This window comes from Bradyrhizobium sp. CSS354 (genome assembly GCF_029051725.1).
Taxonomy (GTDB): domain Bacteria; phylum Pseudomonadota; class Alphaproteobacteria; order Rhizobiales; family Xanthobacteraceae; genus Bradyrhizobium.
Window position 1 is genome coordinate 338,981 of the sequence record NZ_JAACFU010000005.1, and the last position, 17,535, is coordinate 356,515.

Consider the following 17,535-nt stretch of genomic DNA (forward strand, 5'->3'; position numbering starts at 1 on the left):
AACCAAAGGCGGCAAGTCAACATGGGTTTGAGTTCAGCCCTCGCCAGTGCGATGAGCGGTCTGCGTGCCAATCAGGCTGCGCTCTCGATCGTTTCCTCGAACGTCGCCAACTCGCAGACGCCGGGTTACGTCGTCCAGACGCCGAACCAGATCGAGGTCACCACCGGCGACTTCGGCTCGACGGTGATGACGACCGGCGTCAGCCGCGAGCTCGACACCTATGTGCAGAACCAGCTGCGCACCGAGACCGGCGGCAGCGGCTACGCCGACCAGATGGCCAACATCCTGAAGCAGCTTCAGAATGTCTATGGCACGCCCGGCAACAGCGGTACGCTCGAAAACGCGCTGAACAGTTTCACCACGGCGCTGCAGGCGCTGTCGACCAACGCGGGCTCGTCGTCGGCGCAGACGGTTGCGCTCGGCGCGGCGCAGACGCTGGCGCAGCAGCTCAACCTCGCCACCAAGGGAATCCAGTCGCTGCGCTCCAACGTCGAGCAGGATCTTGGCACCTCGGCGCTAGCCGCCAACGCGGCGATGCAGCAGGTCGCCGACATCAACGGCAGGCTCCAGGGCCTGTCGGCAAACGACCCCTCGGCCGCGACGCTGATGGACCAGCGCGACCAGGCCATCAACACGCTGTCGAAATATGTCGACGTCCACGTCACCACCGACGGGTCCAATCAGGCCAACATCTACACCACCACCGGCATCCAGCTGGTCGGCGCCGGCCTGGCCTCGCAATTCACGTTTGCGTCCGCCGGCGCGCTGTCGGCGACCTCGCTCTACAACATCGATGCGGCCAAATCCGGCGTCGGCGCGTTCAACATCAGGCTCCCGAACGGATCCTCGGTCGACGTCATCGCCAACAGCGTGGTGTCTTCGGGCCAGATCGCGGCCGATCTGAAGCTGCGCGATCAGACGCTGGTGCAGGCGCAGAACCAGATTGACCAGTTCGCCGCGACGATGTCGAGCGCGTTGTCGGACAAGACCACGGCCGGCAGCACGGTCACCGGCCCGCCGGCCGGCTTCGATCTCGATCTTGCCGGGGCGGCGCCGGGCAACAGCGTCAACTTCACCTACACCGATACGACCACCAACACGAAGCGACAGGTCACGCTGGTCAACGTGACCGATCCGACGGCGCTGCCGCTCCAGAATGCCACCAACGCCAATCCGATGCAGATCGGGGTGAACTTCGCCGGCGGCATGAGCGCGATCGCCTCGGCGCTCAACACCGCGCTTAACGGCTCGCATCTGTCGTTCGCCGCCGCCCCGTCGCCGGCGACGGCCACCACATTGCGGGTGACCGACGACAACAGCGGCCTCGCCAAGGTCAATTCGGCCTCGATCACCAAGACGATCTCGTCGCTGACCTCGGGCAATCCGCAACTGCCGCTGTTCACCGATGGTGGGCAGGCGCTCTACACCGGCGCGATCACGGCATCGGGTTCGCAGATGACCGGCCTTGCCGGGCGCATCGCCGTGAACACGCAGCTCGCCACCGACCCGACCAGGCTGTCGGTCTACAACACCTCGCCGGTGACGCCCACGGGCGACACCACGCGCTCGGACTATCTCTATTCGCAGCTCACCTCGGCGGTGTTCTCCTATTCGCCGCAATCCGGTCTGGGCTCGGCAAGCCAGCCCTTCACCGGCAGCGTCTCGAACTACCTCCAGCAGTTCCTGAGCATCCAGGGCAATGCCGCGACCCAGGCGACCCAGCTCCAGCAGGGCCAGAGCGTCGTGGTCTCGACGCTGCAGGCCAAGTTCAACTCGACCTCCAGCGTCAATCTGGACTCGGAAATGTCGAACCTGATCCAGCTGCAGAATGCCTATGCCGCCAACGCTCATGTCATGTCGGTGGTGCAGAGCATGATGAATACGTTGCTCCAGGCTCAAGTGTAACAAGTAACAGGGCTCTGAAACATGTCGATCAGCAGCATCAACTATTCCTCGTCGGTTCTCGGTTCGCAGATCCGCAACATCAATCAGCAGCTCACCGACCTATCGACGCAGCTCTCGACCGGCAAGCTGTCGCAGAACTATTCCGGGATGGGCACCAACGAGGGCTTTGCGATCGCCGGGCGCGCGCAGCTCTCCAACATCGCCGCCTATACCGACACGATGACCAACGTCAACGTCAGCATCAACCTCGCCAATACCGCGTTGCAGTCGCTGACCACGATCCGCAACACGGTGCAGACGGGCTCGGCCAACACCGCGCAGGATCTCAACGTCAACGGCCAGACGGTTGCGCAGAACACCGCGGCTGCGCAATTCGGCTCGATGGTCGGCGTTCTCAACACGCAGTCCGGCAACCGCTATCTGTTCTCCGGAACCGCCTTCAACACGCCGTCGGTCGCGAATGCCGGCGACATCATCAACGGCACCACGACGCAGGCGGGCTTCAAGACCGTCATGGCGGAGCGGCAGGCCGCCGACCTCGGCGCCAACGGCATGGGCCGGCTGGTACTGGCGACGCCACAGCCGACGCCGAGCTCGGTAATGGTGTCCGAGGACGCCGCGGCATCGCCATTCGGCCTGAAGATCGCCGCGGTCTCCTCGACGCTGACCGGCGCGACGGTCACCGGCCCGAGCGGCTCGCCGGTGTCGTTCTCGGTCGACCTCAACGGCGTCAATCCGAACAATGGCGACAAGCTCAGCGTGCAGTTCACGCTGCCCGATGGCTCGACCGAGCAGATCGACCTGACGGCATCGACGGCGACGCCGACACCGCTCGGCAGCTTTGCCATCGATGCAAGCGTCCCGGTCAACCCGAACAACACGGCGACGAACCTCAACACCGCGCTGAACACCGCGATCAAGAAGCTCGCCGGCACCTCGCTGGTGGCGGCCTCCGCCGTCACCGCCGGCGACAATTTCTTCAACACCGACAGCTCGGCGATCGGGGTTGCCAAGACCAGCCAGGCGTCCGTGCCGATCAGCGGCACCACCGCGCTATCCGGCACCTCGCCCTCGGACTCGATTGCGCCGGGCTTCTCCGCCGGCGACACCCTGACCGTCAACGGCACCACGATCAGCTTCGTCGCTTCGGGTGCGACCGGCAACCAGCTGAATATCGGCGACAGCATCCAGGCCCTGATGAGCAAGATCGACGCCATCACGGGCACCTCGCGGCCGTCTACCGTCCATGGCGGCTCGATCACGATCAACACCGACGATGCGGCGAGCCTGAACATCACGAGCTCGAATACGGGTGCTCTCGCCTCGCTCGGTTTCAGCTCGACGCCGATCACCGCCACGCAACCGCCGCTGCGGGTCGGCTCGTCGCCCGCGAGCTCGGCGACCACGCTGGTCAACGGCTCGGCCACCACCGTGAAATGGTACCTGGGCAATGACGGCCCCGGCTCGCCGCGCTCCACCGCGATGGCCCGGGTCGACGATTCCGTCACGGTGCAGTATGGCGCGCAGGCCAACGAGGACGCGATCCGCAAGGAGCTGCAGGCGGTCGCCGTGTTCGGGACGTTCTCGACCTCGCCGACCGGGCAGTACTCGGGCGGGCAGGTCGCCGCGCTGAGCCTGCGGGTGACGCAGGCCTTGACGAAGCAGCCCGGCCAGCAGCGCATCGAGGACATCCAGACCGACATCGCGATGGCGCAGAACACCATGAAGGGCGCAAGCTCGCGCCAGACCCAGGCCAAGGCGCAGCTCCAGACCATCATCGACCAGGCGGAATCGGCCCCGCCGGACCAGGTTGCGAGCGAGATACTGGCGCTCCAGAATGCCCTCCAGGCGTCCTACCAGGTGACATCGAACCTCTCGCAGCTCTCGCTCGTCAAGTTCCTGTAAGCCGGGCGTTAAGGCGCCGTTAACCATGCCTCTTTACCTCTTGGTGAGGATTGCAGCGGGGCGGAGCTGACGATGTCGGAGAAGATGAAACTGGTGGTGGCCACGCCATGTTTCGGCGGGCAGGTGACGAGCATCTATGCGAGCTCGATCTTCGCGCTCCAGCGCGCCGTGCACGGCATGGCCAATCTCGAGCTCAAGGTGCAGCTGCGCGACGGCGATGCGCTAATCACGCGCGCACGGGCCAATCTGGCGGCGATGTTCCTGGACGATCCAGAGGCGACGCATTTCCTGTTCATCGACGCCGACATCGGCTTCAAGCCGGAGCAGGTGTTCCGGCTGATCGAGTGCGGCGCGGACGTCGTCGCCGGCTGCTATCCGATCAAGCGGATCAACTGGGACAAGGCCGCGCGGGCGATCCAGTCCGGCCGCGCCGACGTGCCGGCGGCATCGCTCGACTACGTGCTTGAGATCGAGGACCCCGACCGCATCGTGGTGGTGAACGGCTTCACCCGCGTGCGTTACGCCGGCACCGGCTTCCTGATGATCCGGCGCTCCGTGCTGGAGACGATGTGCCGTCATCCGGATTACGCGGCCTTGCAATTCTTCCGCGAGCATTCGCACGATACGCTGGCGGCGAGCCTGAACCGGTTTGCCTTGTTCGAATGCATGATCGATCCGGCGACCGGCACCTATCTGTCCGAGGACTTCGCCTTCTGCAAGCGCTGGACCGACATCGGCGGCGAGATCTGGGCCGACATCGAGAGCTCGCTCGATCACGTCGGACCGTCGGTGTTCCACGGCGACATCACCTCGCAATTCGCACCGGCGCCCGCGGCGGCGGCCGATGCGGCGTGAGCCTTTCGGGATGAGCGCCGGCGCATCCCGTCTGTCAGCCAGCGAGCGCGCGTCTGACGGCGGCTCGCGCTATCGCCTGCGCGATCTCTTCACACCGCTGGATACGCTGCTCGCCTCCGGCGGAGATCCGCGGCTGGCGCTCGATGCGAACGACCGTGTCAACGCTTATGGCTGCGCGGCTTCGCCGGAGCCGGAGCTCTGGAATTTCGCCTCCGCGACCGCGTCGACGATCTCGCAGATGGCCTACGACCGCGCCGCGCTGGCGCGCGAAGATCTGATGCACAAATGCCTGTTCGACGAGGTCGAAATCGCCTTCGATGCCCGCTGCGAGGACATGCGCGAGGAGCTGCGCGGCCACCTTGCGCTCTCGTCGCGCATCGACGTCGTGTTCTCGCCGTCCGGCACGGACTCCCAGCTTCACGCCCTGTTCGTGGCGCGCGCGGTGCTCGGTGCGGCGCCGGTGACGATCGTGGTCGGCGCCGACCAGACCGGAAGCGGGACGCCGCATACCGCACGCGGCCACCATTTCAGCACGATGACGCCAGGCGGCGTGGCCGTGCGCAAGGATGGCGCGGTGACGGGGCTCGCCGGCGATAGCATTGCGGTGCCGCTGATCGACATGGCGACCGGCATTGCGATGCGCACGGACGCCGATGCCGCGGTGCTGCGCGCGGTCGAGACCAGCCTCACGCAAGGCCGCCGCGTTTTGTTGCAGATCATGGATTCGTCAAAACTCGGTTGGCGTGCCCCAAGCGAGGCCTGTCTCGACGAGATCGCGCGGCGCTGGCCGCGCAAGGTTCAAATCGTCGTCGATGCATGTCAGGCGCGGCTCGGCCGCCGGCGGCTGCGCGCCTATCTCGACCGCGGTTACATGGTGCTGATGACCGGCTCGAAGTTTTTCGGCGGCCCCGCCTTCAGCGGTGCGCTGCTGCTGCCGAAAGGCCTGTCGCGCTCGATCGACCGGATGGGTGCGATCGCGCCCGGCATCTTCGACTATGCCGGCCGCTGCGACTGGCCGGTGGCGTGGACGACGCTACGCTCTCGCTTCGAGCGCCGGCCGAATTTCGGTCAATGGCTGCGCTGGGAGGCCGCGCTGGCCGAGATCGGCAGCTACTACGCCGTGCCTGGGGCTTTCCGCGCCAGGATGCTGGCCGAACTTGCAGCCGGCATCGACAGCATGATCGCGTTGTCGCCGTCGCTTCGTGCCGTTCCAGCCGCGATCGAGAAGTCAGGCGCGGACGACGAGGAATTCGCGCAAGCCACGATCTTTCCGTTCACGCTGCTGCGCGGCGGCAAGTCGGTCTCGATCGCCGAGACCAGCGCCGTGCATCGGGCGCTGGCGCGCGACATGGCCGAGGAGATCAGCGACAGCGCGGCGGATCGGCAAGTGGCCGCCCAGCGCTGTCTCGTCGGCCAGCCGGTCAGACTTGAGCGGCAGGACGGTGCGCCGCAGTTCGTGTTGCGCCTCTGCGTCGGCGCACGATTGTTGACCGAAGCCTGGTCGCCGGATCCAATGCAGGCGCAACGCAATGTGCAACACGTTCTCGATCGCATCGCCCATGTGCTGGTGAAGATCGAGCTGTTGCTTGACCGTGGCGCGGTCACGGCCGCGCCGGCAAAGTCCGCGTTCGAGGTGTGAGATGCAACATCCAGTTTCCGCGCAGAGCGGCGTGACCGCGCCGAACCATGCCGACCGCATCGGCTTTGCGCAGTTGACGCGCCGCGCCTTCGAGGGCGGCGACCTGCATCCATTGCGCGAGCGACTGCTGGCGCGGATCGAGGAAGGGACGGCGGAGGCCGGCGAAGGCCTCGATCTCTCGCTGATTGCCCAGCTTCTCGGCGAGAAGGAGGCCGGGCTGGTGATCCAGACCGAAGTGCTCTCCTTCCACCAATTGTTTCGTACGCCTTGCGCTGCTGCAAAACCCCGGCTGCGCGTGCTCGCGCTCGCCGCCGATATCGACATGGGCGGCAACACGCCGATCGACTTCCTGCTTGAAGACTCCGACATCGAGCTGTTGACGCTCTACGTGGTCAAGGGCATCGGCCTGCCGGAGACTCTGCCCGAGCACGACGTCGCCATCGTGATCGCATCCGATTCCGAGGAGTGCCGGCAGGCGCTCGCGCTGATCGAAAAGGCTGCGCCACACTGGCCGAGGCCGCTGCTCAATCGTCCCGATCTCATCGGCAATCTCGATCGCGACAAGCTGTATCGTCTGCTGGCGGGCGTACCCGGTCTCGACATTCCAGTGACCGCCCCCACGACGCGCGCGCAATTGTCGGAGCTCTCGCAAGGCAAGATCGTTTGCGAGGAGATCACGGGCGAACTGCGCTTTCCGATGATCGTGAGGCCGCGCGGCACGCATGCCGGCGTCGGGCTTGCCAAGCTCGACGACGCGGCGGCGCTCGCGGCCTATCTTGCCGAGCGGAAAGAGCAGGACTTCTTCGTCGCGCGCTTCGTCGACTATGCGAGTCCCGACGGGCTCTACCGCAAATATCGTCTCGCCATGGTCGATGGCAAACCCTACGCCTGCCACATGGCGATCGCCGATCGCTGGGACATCTGGTATCTCAACGCCTTCATGGCGTTCAGCGAGGAGAAGCGGGCCGAGGAAGCCATCTTCATGCTCGACTTCGACCAAGCGTTCGCGGCGCGCCACAAAATCGCGCTGGACGAAATGAGCAGGCGCGTCGGCCTCGATTACTTCATCGTCGATTGCGCCGAGAACCAGAACCGCGAGCTCCTGGTCTTCGAAGCCGACAACACCGCCGTCGTGCACAACATGGATCCGCCGGCCGTGTTTCCGTACAAGCCGCCGCAGATGCGCAAGATCTTTGCGGCATTCACGGCGATGCTGTCGCGGCACGCAAGAGCGGGCGAGGAGAGTGCGGCATGAACGAGATCATCCGTAACACGCAAAGCTCCGTCACGCCCACTTCGCTCGATCCGCAGGACTGGAGCGAGTTTCGCGCGCTCGCCCATCGCATGCTCGACGAGACGATCGACAGCATCGCCAACGTTCGCGCGCGTCCGGTGTGGCAGCCGATCCCCGAGGGCGTCCGCGCGGGATTCAAGGCCGACGTACCGCGGGAGGCGAGCGATCTCGCCGACGTCTATCGCGACTTCTCCGAACACGTCGCGCCCTATGCGACCGGGAACGTCCATCCCGGTTTCATGGGCTGGGTGCATGGCGGCGGGACCGCGGTCGGCATGGTCGCGGAAATGCTCGCGGCAGGCCTCAACGCCAATCTCGGCGGCCGCGACCACATGCCGATCGAGGTCGAGCGCCAGATCGTCGACTGGATGCGCAGCCTGTTCGCCTTCCCGGAAAGCGCGAGCGGTATCTTCGTCACTGGCACGTCGATGGCGAATCTGATGGCGGTGCTGGTGGCACGTACGAGCGCGCTCGGCACGCTCGCGCGGCAGTACGGCATCGGCAATGACGGTGCGCTTCTCACCGCCTATACATCGCAGGCGGCGCATGGCTGTGTCTCGAGGGCGATGGACATCGCCGGGCTCGGTACCGATGCGCTGCGCAAGATCGACGTCGATGCCGGTCATCGCATGGACGTTGCCGCGCTACGTGCGCAGATCGCGATCGATCGCGAGGTCGGCTTCAAGCCGTTCCTCGTCGTCGCATCCGCCGGTACGGTCGATATCGGCGCGATCGACGATCTCCGCGCGATCGCGCAGCTGTGCCGCGAGGAAGGAATCTGGTTTCACGTCGACGGCGCCTTCGGTGCGCTCGCGATCCTGTCGCCCGAGCTTGCGCCGCTGCTCGGTGGCGTCGAGCTTGCGGATTCCATTGCGCTCGATTTCCACAAATGGGGACAGGTGCCTTACGACGCCGGCTTTCTGCTGGTACGCGACGGCGAGCAGCATCGGCAAGCCTTTGCGCAGCCCGCGGCCTATCTGCGTCGCGAGGCGAGGGGGCTTGCGGCCGGCGCGATCTGGCCGTGTGATCTCGGCCCCGATCTGTCGCGCGGCTTCCGTGCGCTGAAGACGTGGTTCACGCTGAAGACGTTCGGCACCGATCGGCTTGGTGCGGCGATCACGCGAAGCTGTGCGCTGGCGAAATATCTGGAGACGCGCGTCCTCGCCGAGCCGCGGCTGGAATTGCTGGCACCTGTCAATCTCAGCATCGTCTGCTTCCGTTACCGCGCTGCCGAAGAGGTCAATCGCGAGATCGTCGCCGACATCCAGGAGTCCGGTATTGCGGCGCCATCGAGTACGACGCTGGACGGCAGGTTTGCGATCCGCGCCGCGATCGTCAATCACCGTACCAACGAGTCCGACATCGACGCGCTGGTCGCGGCCGTGCTGGAATTCGGCGGAAGACGGACCGGGGGAGTGATCGACGTCGAGGCGCCGCCGCTCGCGGCGCAGTAGCCTTGAAGCCGGCTTGAAACGACAACGGCCCCGGAGGCGATCCGGGGCCGTTGTCGTTTCAGGCTGGTCGTTCGTCCGGCCCGGTCGTTCGCCCGGCGTGGGCCCGCGAACGCGTGGGATCAGGCGGCGGTGCTGACGTCGTCCTGGCCCGCTTCCGTCTTGGGATGCGTGGCCTCGAACTGGCTCCGTAACTTCTCTTCATAGGCGATCAGCTTGCGGGCATCCTTCAGCGCGCGATAGAGGTCGCCGTTGAGGATGTTGTTGTTGATGCCTTCGATGATCGGCCAGGAGCTCGGCACCGCGGTGACGATGTCGCGCACCAGGTTGAAATAGGTGCCGTGCTGGGTCTGCGGATCCGGCGAGATGTACATAAGCTGGACCGCCAGATAGACGAGCTTGGCGGGCGAGTCGGCGGTCTCCGGCGTGAGGATGTCGCGCTCGCGCAGGATCGGCACGTTGTCGCCGTCGATCAGAAGGCGGGCGCGCTGGTCGGTGTTGGTTATCACGCAGTTGCCGACGATGATGCGTTCGTGCGGTCTGAGCTCGACCTTGAGGGCCATGCCTGTTCTCCATCAACGCTTTCGTAACCGAGCGTGTGTTGCGGCGGATCAGGGCGCAATACTCCATCAAGACTAGTTAACGAGTTGTAAATCCCGGTCATTGCCGCGAAAAAACTCAATTATATCAACGTCGAAATCACCCGGCGGAGCGGCGTCACGGGCCTGCATATCGGCCGAATCGCACGGCGACTCAGCAAAAGTGCCCATTTCATTTCATGTTTCGTTAGAGGACTCCGCCCCACGGTCCGCCGGTCGCTGGGTCACTCGATCCATGCAGACGCGTAACAGTAAGCGTCGTTTACCAGAAAGGTAACACCCAATGTCCGGTATCGTTCTCTCCTCCTCGGTTCGTCAGAACCTCCTCTCCCTCCAGTCCACCGCTGATCTTCTCGCCACCACGCAGAACCGTCTGTCGACCGGCAAGAGCGTCAATTCGGCCCTGGACAATCCGACCAACTTCTTCACGGCACAGTCGCTCGACAACCGCGCCAGCGACATCAACAATCTCCTCGACGGCATCGCCAACGGCGTGCAGGTGCTGCAGGCCGCTAACACCGGCATCACCTCGCTGCAGAAGCTGATCGACTCTGCGAAGTCGATCGCCAACCAGGCGCTGCAGACCACCGTCGGTTACTCCACCAAGTCGAACGTCTCCGCCACCATCGCGGGTGCGACCGCGGCTGACCTGCGCGGCACGACGAGCTTCGCCAGCGCGACCGCAAGCAGCAACGTCGTGTTTAGCGGCGCGGCGGGCGGCACCACGGCGGCGACCGGCACCACGACCCTCGGCGCCACCATCGGCTCTTTCGCCAGCACCGGCGCGACGGCCGGCGACGGCACCACGGCCCTGACCGGCACCATCACGCTGATCGCCACCAACGGCACGACCGCAACCGGCCTGTCCGGCAACGCCCAGCCCGCCGACGGCGACACGCTGACCGTGAACGGCAAGACCATCACCTTCCGCAGCGGCTCCGCTCCGGCTTCGACCGCGGTTGCGTCCGGTTCGGGCGTCAGCGGCAATCTCGTCACCGACGGCAGCGGCAACACCACCGTCTATCTCGGCACCGCGGGCACCCCGGCTGCGAACGTCAACGATCTGTTGACCGCAATCGATCTCGCCAGCGGCGTGAAAACGGTGTCCATCACCGCGGGTGCAGCGACGTTCGCCACCAGCGCCGGCCAGACCGCTTCGACCGCTGCCGGCGGTGCCGTCACGCTGAAGAGCTCGACGGGTGCGGATCTGAGCGTCACCGGCAAGGCCGACCTGCTCAAGGCTCTCGCCCTTACGACGGCCGTGGGCGGCGGCAACGCCACCGTGAGCGTCAACCGGACCACCAGCGCCGGCTCGCTGGGTGCGACCATCGCCGACGGTTCGACGCTGAACGTCGACGGTCACGTCATCACCTTCAAGAACGCGCCGATCCCGGGCTCGACCGGTGCTCCGAGCGTTCCGAGCGGGTATGGTGCGGGCGGTAACGTCCTCACCGACGGCAATGGTAACTCGACGGTCTATCTGCAGGCTGGCACGGTCAACGACGTGCTGAAGGCGATCGACCTTGCCACCGGCGTGCAGACCGCGACGGTCAACGCCAACGGCACCGCGACGCTTGCGACTGCGACCGGCCAGACCAACTCGTCGATCAACGCCTCGGGCCAGCTCAAGCTCTCGACCGGCGTCAATGCCGACCTCTCGATCACCGGCACCGGCAATGCGCTGAATGCGCTTGGCTTCGCCGGCAATACCGGAACCTCGAGCGCCTTCACTGCGGCCCGTACCTCGGGCGTCGGCGGCCTCACCGGCAAGACCTTGACCTTCTCCTCCTTCAACGGCGGCACGGCGGTCAACGTCACCTTCGGCGACGGCACCAGCGGCACGGTCAAGACGCTCGATCAGCTGAACACGAAGCTTCAGGCCAACAACCTGACGGCGACGATCGATGCCAACGGCCTGCTGACGGTCTCGACCACCAACGACTACGCGTCCTCGACCATCGGTTCGAGCGCCGCGGGTGGTGCGATCGGCGGCACGCTGACTTCGGCGCTGACGTTCTCGACGGCTTCCAGCCCCGTCCAGGACACGGTTGCCCAGACCTCGCGTTCGAACCTGGTGTCTCAGTACAACAACATCCTGAACCAGATCGACACGACCTCGCAGGACTCCTCGTTCAACGGCGTCAACCTGCTGAACGGCGACCAGCTCAAGCTGGTGTTCGACGAGACCGGCAAGTCGAACCTGAGCATCACGGGCGTGACCTACAACTCCAAGGGTCTCGGCCTTGCTGCGCTGACCAGCGGTGTCGACTTCATCGACAACTCCGCGACCAACAAGGTGCTGTCGAACCTGAATGCCGCGTCGAGCACGCTGCGTTCGGAAGCGTCGAGCCTCGGCTCGAACCTCTCGGTGGTGCAAGTGCGTCAGGACTTCAACAAGAGCCTGATCAACGTGCTGCAGACCGGTTCGTCCAACCTGACCCTGGCCGACACTAACACCGAAGCGGCCAACAGCCAGGCGCTGTCGACCCGCCAGTCCATCGCGGTCTCCGCGCTGTCGCTGGCCAACCAGTCGCAGCAGAGCGTGCTGCAGCTGCTCCGCTAACAAGCGGACGACATCGCAAGCAAGATCCGGCGGCGGGGCTCAGGCCCCGCCGCTTTCTTTTTGCGCCGGCACCAGAGAGTGCCGCGGCAAAGCGCAGACGATGCATTCGGATGCAGCCGATTGCTCACTCTCAGTTATGGTTGACAAGTCGCAAACGTCGCGTCGCTGCACGGAAAAGCGTCATCCAATCATGACGATATGAGCGAGCCAGATCCGGCTTCGATCGCGCACATGGTGAATCCGCGCAAGGACTGGCGCGACACGCTTCATGCTTTGTTAGCCGTCTGCGTTCACCGTCCCGGACATCGATTAATCCTAATCGAAGTTTGTTGCGTTGCGTACCAGAAGGGTAACACTCAATGTCCGGTATTGTTCTCTCCTCGTCGGTTCGTCAGAACCTGCTCTCCCTCCAGTCCACCGCTGATCTTCTCGCCACCACTCAGAGCCGCCTGTCGACCGGCAAGAGCGTCAACTCGGCCCTGGACAATCCCACCAACTTCTTCACGGCACAGTCGCTCGACAACCGCGCCAGCGACATCAACAATCTCCTCGACGGCATCGCCAACGGCGTGCAGGTGCTGCAGGCTGCCAACACCGGCATCACCTCGCTGCAGAAGCTGATCGACTCTGCGAAGTCGATCGCCAACCAGGCGCTGCAGACCACCGTCGGTTACTCCACCAAGTCGAACGTCTCCACCACCATCGCGGGTGCGACGGCGGCCGACCTGCGCGGCACCACCTCCTTTGCCAGCGCGACCGCGAGCAGCAACGTCGTGTATAACGGCACGGCCGGCGGCACCACGGCGGCAACCGGCACCACGACCCTCGGCGCCACCATCGGCTCCTTTGCCAGCACCGGCGCAACGGCCGGCGACGGCACCACGGCCCTGACCGGCACCATCACGCTGATCGCCACCAACGGCACGACCGCAACCGGCCTGTCCGGCAACGCCCAGCCCGCCGACGGCGACACGCTGACCGTGAACGGCAAGACCATCACCTTCCGCAGCGGCTCCGCTCCGGCTTCGACCGCGGTTGCGTCCGGTTCGGGCGTCAGCGGCAATCTCGTCACCGACGGCAGCGGCAACACCACCGTCTATCTCGGCACCGCGGGTACCCCGGCTGCGAGCGTCAACGATCTGTTGACCGCAATCGATCTCGCCAGCGGCGTGAAGACGGTGTCCATCACCGCGGGTGCAGCGACGTTCGCCACCAGCGCCGGCCAGACCGCTTCGAGCGCTACTGGCGGCGCCGTCACGCTGAAGAGCTCGACGGGTGCGGATCTGAGTGTCACCGGCAAGGCCGACCTGCTCAAGGCTCTCGCCCTGACGACGGCCGTGGGCGGCGGCAACGCCACCGTGAGCGTCAACCGGACCACCAGCGCCGGCTCGCTGGGTGCGACCATCGCCGACGGTTCGACGCTGAACGTCGACGGTCACGTCATCACCTTCAAGAACGCGCCGATCCCGGGCTCGACCGGTGCTCCGAGCGTTCCGAGCGGGTATGGTGCGAGCGGTAACGTCCTCACCGACGGCGCCGGCAACTCGACGGTCTATCTGCAGGCCGGCACCGTTGCCGACGTGCTGAAGGCGATCGACCTTGCCACCGGCGTGCAGACCGCGACGGTCAATGCCAACGGCACCGCGACGCTTGCGACTGCGACCGGCCAGACCAACTCGTCGATCAACGCCTCGGGTCAGCTCAAGATCTCGACCGGCGTCAATGCCGACCTGTCGATCACCGGCACCGGCAATGCGTTGAATGCGCTTGGCTTCGCCGGCAATACCGGCACCTCGAGCGCCTTCACTGCGGCGCGTACCTCGGGCGTCGGCGGCCTCACCGGCAAGACCTTGACCTTCTCCTCCTTCAACGGCGGCACGGCGGTCAACGTCACCTTCGGCGACGGTACCAACGGCTCGGTCAAGACGCTCGATCAGCTCAACTCGAAGCTTCAGGCCAACAACCTGACGGCGACGATCGATGCCAACGGCCTGCTGACGGTTTCGACCACCAACGACTACGCGTCCTCGACCATCGGTTCGAGCGCCGCGGGTGGTGCGATCGGCGGCACGCTGACCACGGCGCTGACGTTCTCGACGGCTTCCAGCCCCGTCCAGGACACGGTTGCCCAGACCTCGCGTTCGAACCTGGTGTCTCAGTACAACAACATCCTGAACCAGATCGACTCGACCTCGCAGGACTCCTCGTTCAACGGCGTCAACCTGCTGAACGGCGACCAGCTCAAGCTGGTGTTCGACGAGACCGGCAAGTCGAACCTCAGCATCACGGGCGTGACCTACAACTCCAAGGGTCTCGGCCTTGCTGCGCTGACCGGCGGTGTCGACTTCATCGACAACGCCGCCACCAACAAGGTGCTGACCAATTTGAACACCGCGTCGAGCACGCTGCGTTCGGAAGCCTCGAGCCTTGGTTCAAACCTCACGATCGTGCAGGTTCGTCAGGACTTCAACAAGAACCTGATCAACGTGCTGCAGACCGGTTCGTCCAACCTGACCCTGGCCGACACCAACGTCGAGGCGGCCAACAGCCAGGCGCTGTCGACCCGCCAGTCCATCGCGGTCTCCGCGCTGTCGCTGGCCAACCAGTCGCAGCAGAGCGTGCTGCAGCTGCTCCGCTAACAAGCGGACGACATCGCAAGCAAGATCCGGCGGCGGGGCTTCGGCCCCGCCGCTTTTTTTGTTCGTCATTCGAGCAGCCGTGCGACGCTCTGAAAAGTAACCAGCGGTTATGGTTAATGGAGAGTAAGCGCGGATAAATACCAATGATTTCAGCCTGATTGCCGGCCGCGACCACGCCTTCCGCGCGCTTATGGTGAACCCGCGCTTAATGCGGGCGCGTGTCGCTTCACCCTTTGTTAGCCATGTCGCGGCACGCTGTCCCCGTCACTCGATCCGAAGCGATCGAACGAAGACGCGTAAACCAGAAGGGTAAGAGTCATGTCCGGTATTGTTCTCTCTGCGTCGGTTCGTCAGAACCTGCTGTCTCTCCAGTCCACCGCTGATCTTCTCGCCACCACACAGAACCGTCTGTCGACCGGCAAGAGCGTCAACTCGGCCCTGGACAATCCCACCAACTTCTTTACGGCACAGTCGCTCGACAACCGCGCCAGCGACATCAACAATCTGCTCGACGGCATCGCCAACGGCGTGCAGGTGCTGCAGGCCGCCAACACCGGCCTGACCTCGCTGCAGAAGCTGATCGACTCCGCGAAGTCGATCGCCAACCAGGCGCTGCAGACCACCGTCGGCTACTCCACCAAGTCGAACGTCTCCACCACGATCGCGGGTGCGACGGCGGCGGACCTGCGCGGCACCACGAGCTTCGCCAGCGCGACCGCGAGCAGCAACGTGCTCTATAACGGCACCGCCGGCGGCACCACGGCGGCAACCGGCACCACGACGCTCGGCGCCACCATCGGCTCCTTTGCCAGCACCGGCGCAACGGCCGGCGACGGCACCACGGCCCTGGCCGGCACCATCACGCTGATCGCCACCAACGGCACGACCGCAACCGGCCTGTCCGGCAACGCCCAGCCCGCCGACGGCGACACGCTGACCGTGAACGGCAAGACCATCACGTTCCGCTCGGGCGCCGCTCCAGCCTCGACCGCGGTTGCGTCCGGTTCGGGCGTGAGCGGCAATCTCGTCACCGACGGCAGCGGCAACACCATCGTTTATCTCGGCACCGCGGCTACCCCGGCTGCGAACGTCAACGATCTGTTGACCGCAATCGATCTCGCCAGCGGCGTGAAAACGGTGTCCATCACCGCGGGTGCAGCGACGTTTGCCACCAGCGTCGGCCAGACCGCTTCGACCGCTGCTGGCGGCGCCGTCACGCTGAAGAGCTCGACGGGTGCGGATCTGAGCGTCACCGGCAAGGCCGACCTGCTGAAGGCCCTCGCCCTGACGACATCTTCCGGTGCAGGCAATGCGAGCGTGTCCGTCAACCGGACCACGACCGCAGCCTCGCTAGGCGCGACCATCGCCGACGGTTCGACGCTGAACGTCGACGGTCACGTCATCACCTTCAAGAACGCGCCGGTTCCGGGCTCAACCGGTGCTCCGAGCGTTCCGAGCGGCTTCGGTGCCTCCGGTAATGTCCTCACCGATGGCAACGGCAACTCGACCGTCTATCTGCAGGCAGGCACGGTCAACGACGTGCTGAAGGCGATCGACCTTGCCACCGGCGTGCAGACCGCGACGATCAACGCCAACGGCACCGCGACGCTTGCGACCGCGACAGGGCAGTCGAACTCGTCGATCAATACGTCCGGCCAGCTCAAGCTCGCGACCGGCATCAATGCCGACCTCTCGATCACGGGCTCTGGCAATGCGCTGAATGTGTTCGGGCTGGCCGGCAACACCGGCAATGCGACGGCCTTCACCGCGGCGCGCACCTCGGGCATCGGCGGCATCGCCGGCAAGACCTTGACCTTCTCCGCCTTCAACGGCGGCACGGCGGTCAATGTCACCTTCGGCGACGGCACCAACGGCACGGTCAAGACGCTCGACCAGCTCAACACGCAGCTTCTGGCCAACAACCTCTCCGCGACGATCGACGCCAACGGCCGACTGACCATCACCGCGTCCAACGACTATGCATCCTCGACGCTCGGTTCGACGACGGCGGGCGGTGGCATCGGCGGCACGCTCACGTCGGCGCTGACCTTCTCGACGGCGTCCAACCCCGTCCAGGATGCGGTTGCACAGACGGCGCGTGCGAATCTGGTGTCTCAGTACAACAACATCCTGAACCAGATCGACACGACCTCGCAGGACTCCTCGTTCAACGGCGTCAACCTGCTGAACGGCGACCAGCTCAAGCTGGTGTTCGACGAGACCGGCAAGTCGAGCCTCAACATCACCGGCGTGACCTACAACTCCAAGGGTCTCGGCCTCGCTGCCTTGACCGTCGGTGTCGACTTCATCGACAACGCCGCGTCCAACCGCGTGCTGACCAATCTGAACGCCGCGTCCAGCACGCTGCGCTCGGAAGCCTCGGCGCTCGGCTCGAACCTCTCGGTGGTGCAGGTGCGTCAGGACTTCAATAAGAACCTGATCAACGTGCTGCAGACCGGTTCTTCGAACCTGACGCTGGCCGATACCAACGTCGAGGCAGCCAACAGCCAGGCGCTGTCGACCCGCCAGTCCATCGCGGTTTCCGCGCTGTCGCTGGCCAACACCTCGCAGCAGAGCGTGCTCCAACTGCTCCGCTAAGTAGCTGGCATCACTGAATAAAACCAGAGCGGCGGGGTCGTTTGCCCCGCCGCTTTTTTGCGTCCGGAGGCGGGCAGGGGCGTTCAC

10 protein-coding genes are annotated in these 17,535 nt (G+C 65.1%); 9 read left to right on the forward strand and 1 reads right to left on the reverse strand.

Annotated elements, in window-relative coordinates; translation table 11 throughout:
• Positions 1-21: 21 nt before the first annotated feature.
• From flgK to GWG67_RS14485, 6 genes are all read left to right on the forward strand, one after another.
• Complete coding sequence (gene flgK, locus GWG67_RS14460) at positions 22-1,905, forward strand: flagellar hook-associated protein FlgK (protein ID WP_275169981.1); 1,884 nt, start codon at positions 22-24, stop codon at positions 1,903-1,905.
• Between the two features lie 21 nt (positions 1,906-1,926).
• The gene (locus GWG67_RS14465) at positions 1,927-3,810 is read left to right on the forward strand and encodes a flagellar protein (RefSeq protein ID WP_275169982.1); all 1,884 of its coding nucleotides are present in this window, start codon (positions 1,927-1,929) and stop codon (positions 3,808-3,810) included.
• Positions 3,811-3,882: 72 nt separating this feature from the next.
• The gene (locus GWG67_RS14470) at positions 3,883-4,665 is read left to right on the forward strand and encodes a hypothetical protein (protein ID WP_275169983.1); all 783 of its coding nucleotides are present in this window, start codon (positions 3,883-3,885) and stop codon (positions 4,663-4,665) included.
• Complete coding sequence (locus GWG67_RS14475; protein WP_275169984.1) at positions 4,655-6,304, forward strand: hypothetical protein; 1,650 nt, start codon at positions 4,655-4,657, stop codon at positions 6,302-6,304. Before GWG67_RS14470 ends, GWG67_RS14475 begins: the two co-directional genes overlap by 11 nt.
• A gap of 1 nt (position 6,305) precedes the next feature.
• Positions 6,306-7,559 (forward strand): hypothetical protein, encoded by a 1,254-nt coding sequence (locus GWG67_RS14480; protein ID WP_275169985.1) that lies wholly within the window; start codon positions 6,306-6,308, stop codon positions 7,557-7,559.
• On the forward strand, positions 7,556-9,052 hold the full coding sequence (locus GWG67_RS14485) for an aspartate aminotransferase family protein (protein ID WP_275169986.1): 1,497 nt from the start codon (positions 7,556-7,558) through the stop codon (positions 9,050-9,052). The genes GWG67_RS14480 and GWG67_RS14485 overlap by 4 nt, the downstream gene beginning before the upstream one ends.
• A gap of 119 nt (positions 9,053-9,171) precedes the next feature.
• Here the strand turns inward: GWG67_RS14485 and flbT are convergent, their stop codons facing one another.
• Positions 9,172-9,612, reverse strand: a complete 441-nt coding sequence (gene flbT, locus GWG67_RS14490) for a flagellar biosynthesis repressor FlbT (protein ID WP_275169987.1) — start codon at positions 9,610-9,612, stop codon at positions 9,172-9,174.
• A gap of 319 nt (positions 9,613-9,931) precedes the next feature.
• Between flbT and GWG67_RS14495 the strand changes: the two genes are divergently transcribed.
• From GWG67_RS14495 to GWG67_RS14505, 3 genes are all read left to right on the forward strand, one after another.
• Positions 9,932-12,211, forward strand: a complete 2,280-nt coding sequence (locus GWG67_RS14495) for a DUF1522 domain-containing protein (RefSeq protein WP_275169988.1) — start codon at positions 9,932-9,934, stop codon at positions 12,209-12,211.
• Positions 12,212-12,570: 359 nt separating this feature from the next.
• On the forward strand, positions 12,571-14,850 hold the full coding sequence (locus GWG67_RS14500; protein ID WP_275169989.1) for a DUF1522 domain-containing protein: 2,280 nt from the start codon (positions 12,571-12,573) through the stop codon (positions 14,848-14,850).
• Between the two features lie 318 nt (positions 14,851-15,168).
• A complete protein-coding gene (locus tag GWG67_RS14505; RefSeq protein WP_275169990.1) occupies positions 15,169-17,448 on the forward strand; it encodes a DUF1522 domain-containing protein in 2,280 nt (759 codons plus the stop codon).
• The last annotated feature ends 87 nt before the right edge of the window (positions 17,449-17,535 follow it).

What these genes read in the sequence shown, in the direction of transcription:
- flgK (WP_275169981.1), top strand. Translation starts at nt 22, where the DNA reads ATGGGTTTGAGTTCAGCCCTCGCCAGTGCGATGAGCGGTCTGCGTGCC.
- GWG67_RS14465 (WP_275169982.1), top strand. Translation starts at nt 1,927, where the DNA reads ATGTCGATCAGCAGCATCAACTATTCCTCGTCGGTTCTCGGTTCGCAG.
- GWG67_RS14470 (WP_275169983.1), top strand. Translation starts at nt 3,883, where the DNA reads ATGTCGGAGAAGATGAAACTGGTGGTGGCCACGCCATGTTTCGGCGGG.
- GWG67_RS14475 (WP_275169984.1), top strand. Translation starts at nt 4,655, where the DNA reads ATGCGGCGTGAGCCTTTCGGGATGAGCGCCGGCGCATCCCGTCTGTCA.
- GWG67_RS14480 (WP_275169985.1), top strand. Translation starts at nt 6,306, where the DNA reads ATGCAACATCCAGTTTCCGCGCAGAGCGGCGTGACCGCGCCGAACCAT.
- GWG67_RS14485 (WP_275169986.1), top strand. Translation starts at nt 7,556, where the DNA reads ATGAACGAGATCATCCGTAACACGCAAAGCTCCGTCACGCCCACTTCG.
- flbT (WP_275169987.1), bottom strand. Translation starts at nt 9,612, where the DNA reads ATGGCCCTCAAGGTCGAGCTCAGACCGCACGAACGCATCATCGTCGGC.
- GWG67_RS14495 (WP_275169988.1), top strand. Translation starts at nt 9,932, where the DNA reads ATGTCCGGTATCGTTCTCTCCTCCTCGGTTCGTCAGAACCTCCTCTCC.
- GWG67_RS14500 (WP_275169989.1), top strand. Translation starts at nt 12,571, where the DNA reads ATGTCCGGTATTGTTCTCTCCTCGTCGGTTCGTCAGAACCTGCTCTCC.
- GWG67_RS14505 (WP_275169990.1), top strand. Translation starts at nt 15,169, where the DNA reads ATGTCCGGTATTGTTCTCTCTGCGTCGGTTCGTCAGAACCTGCTGTCT.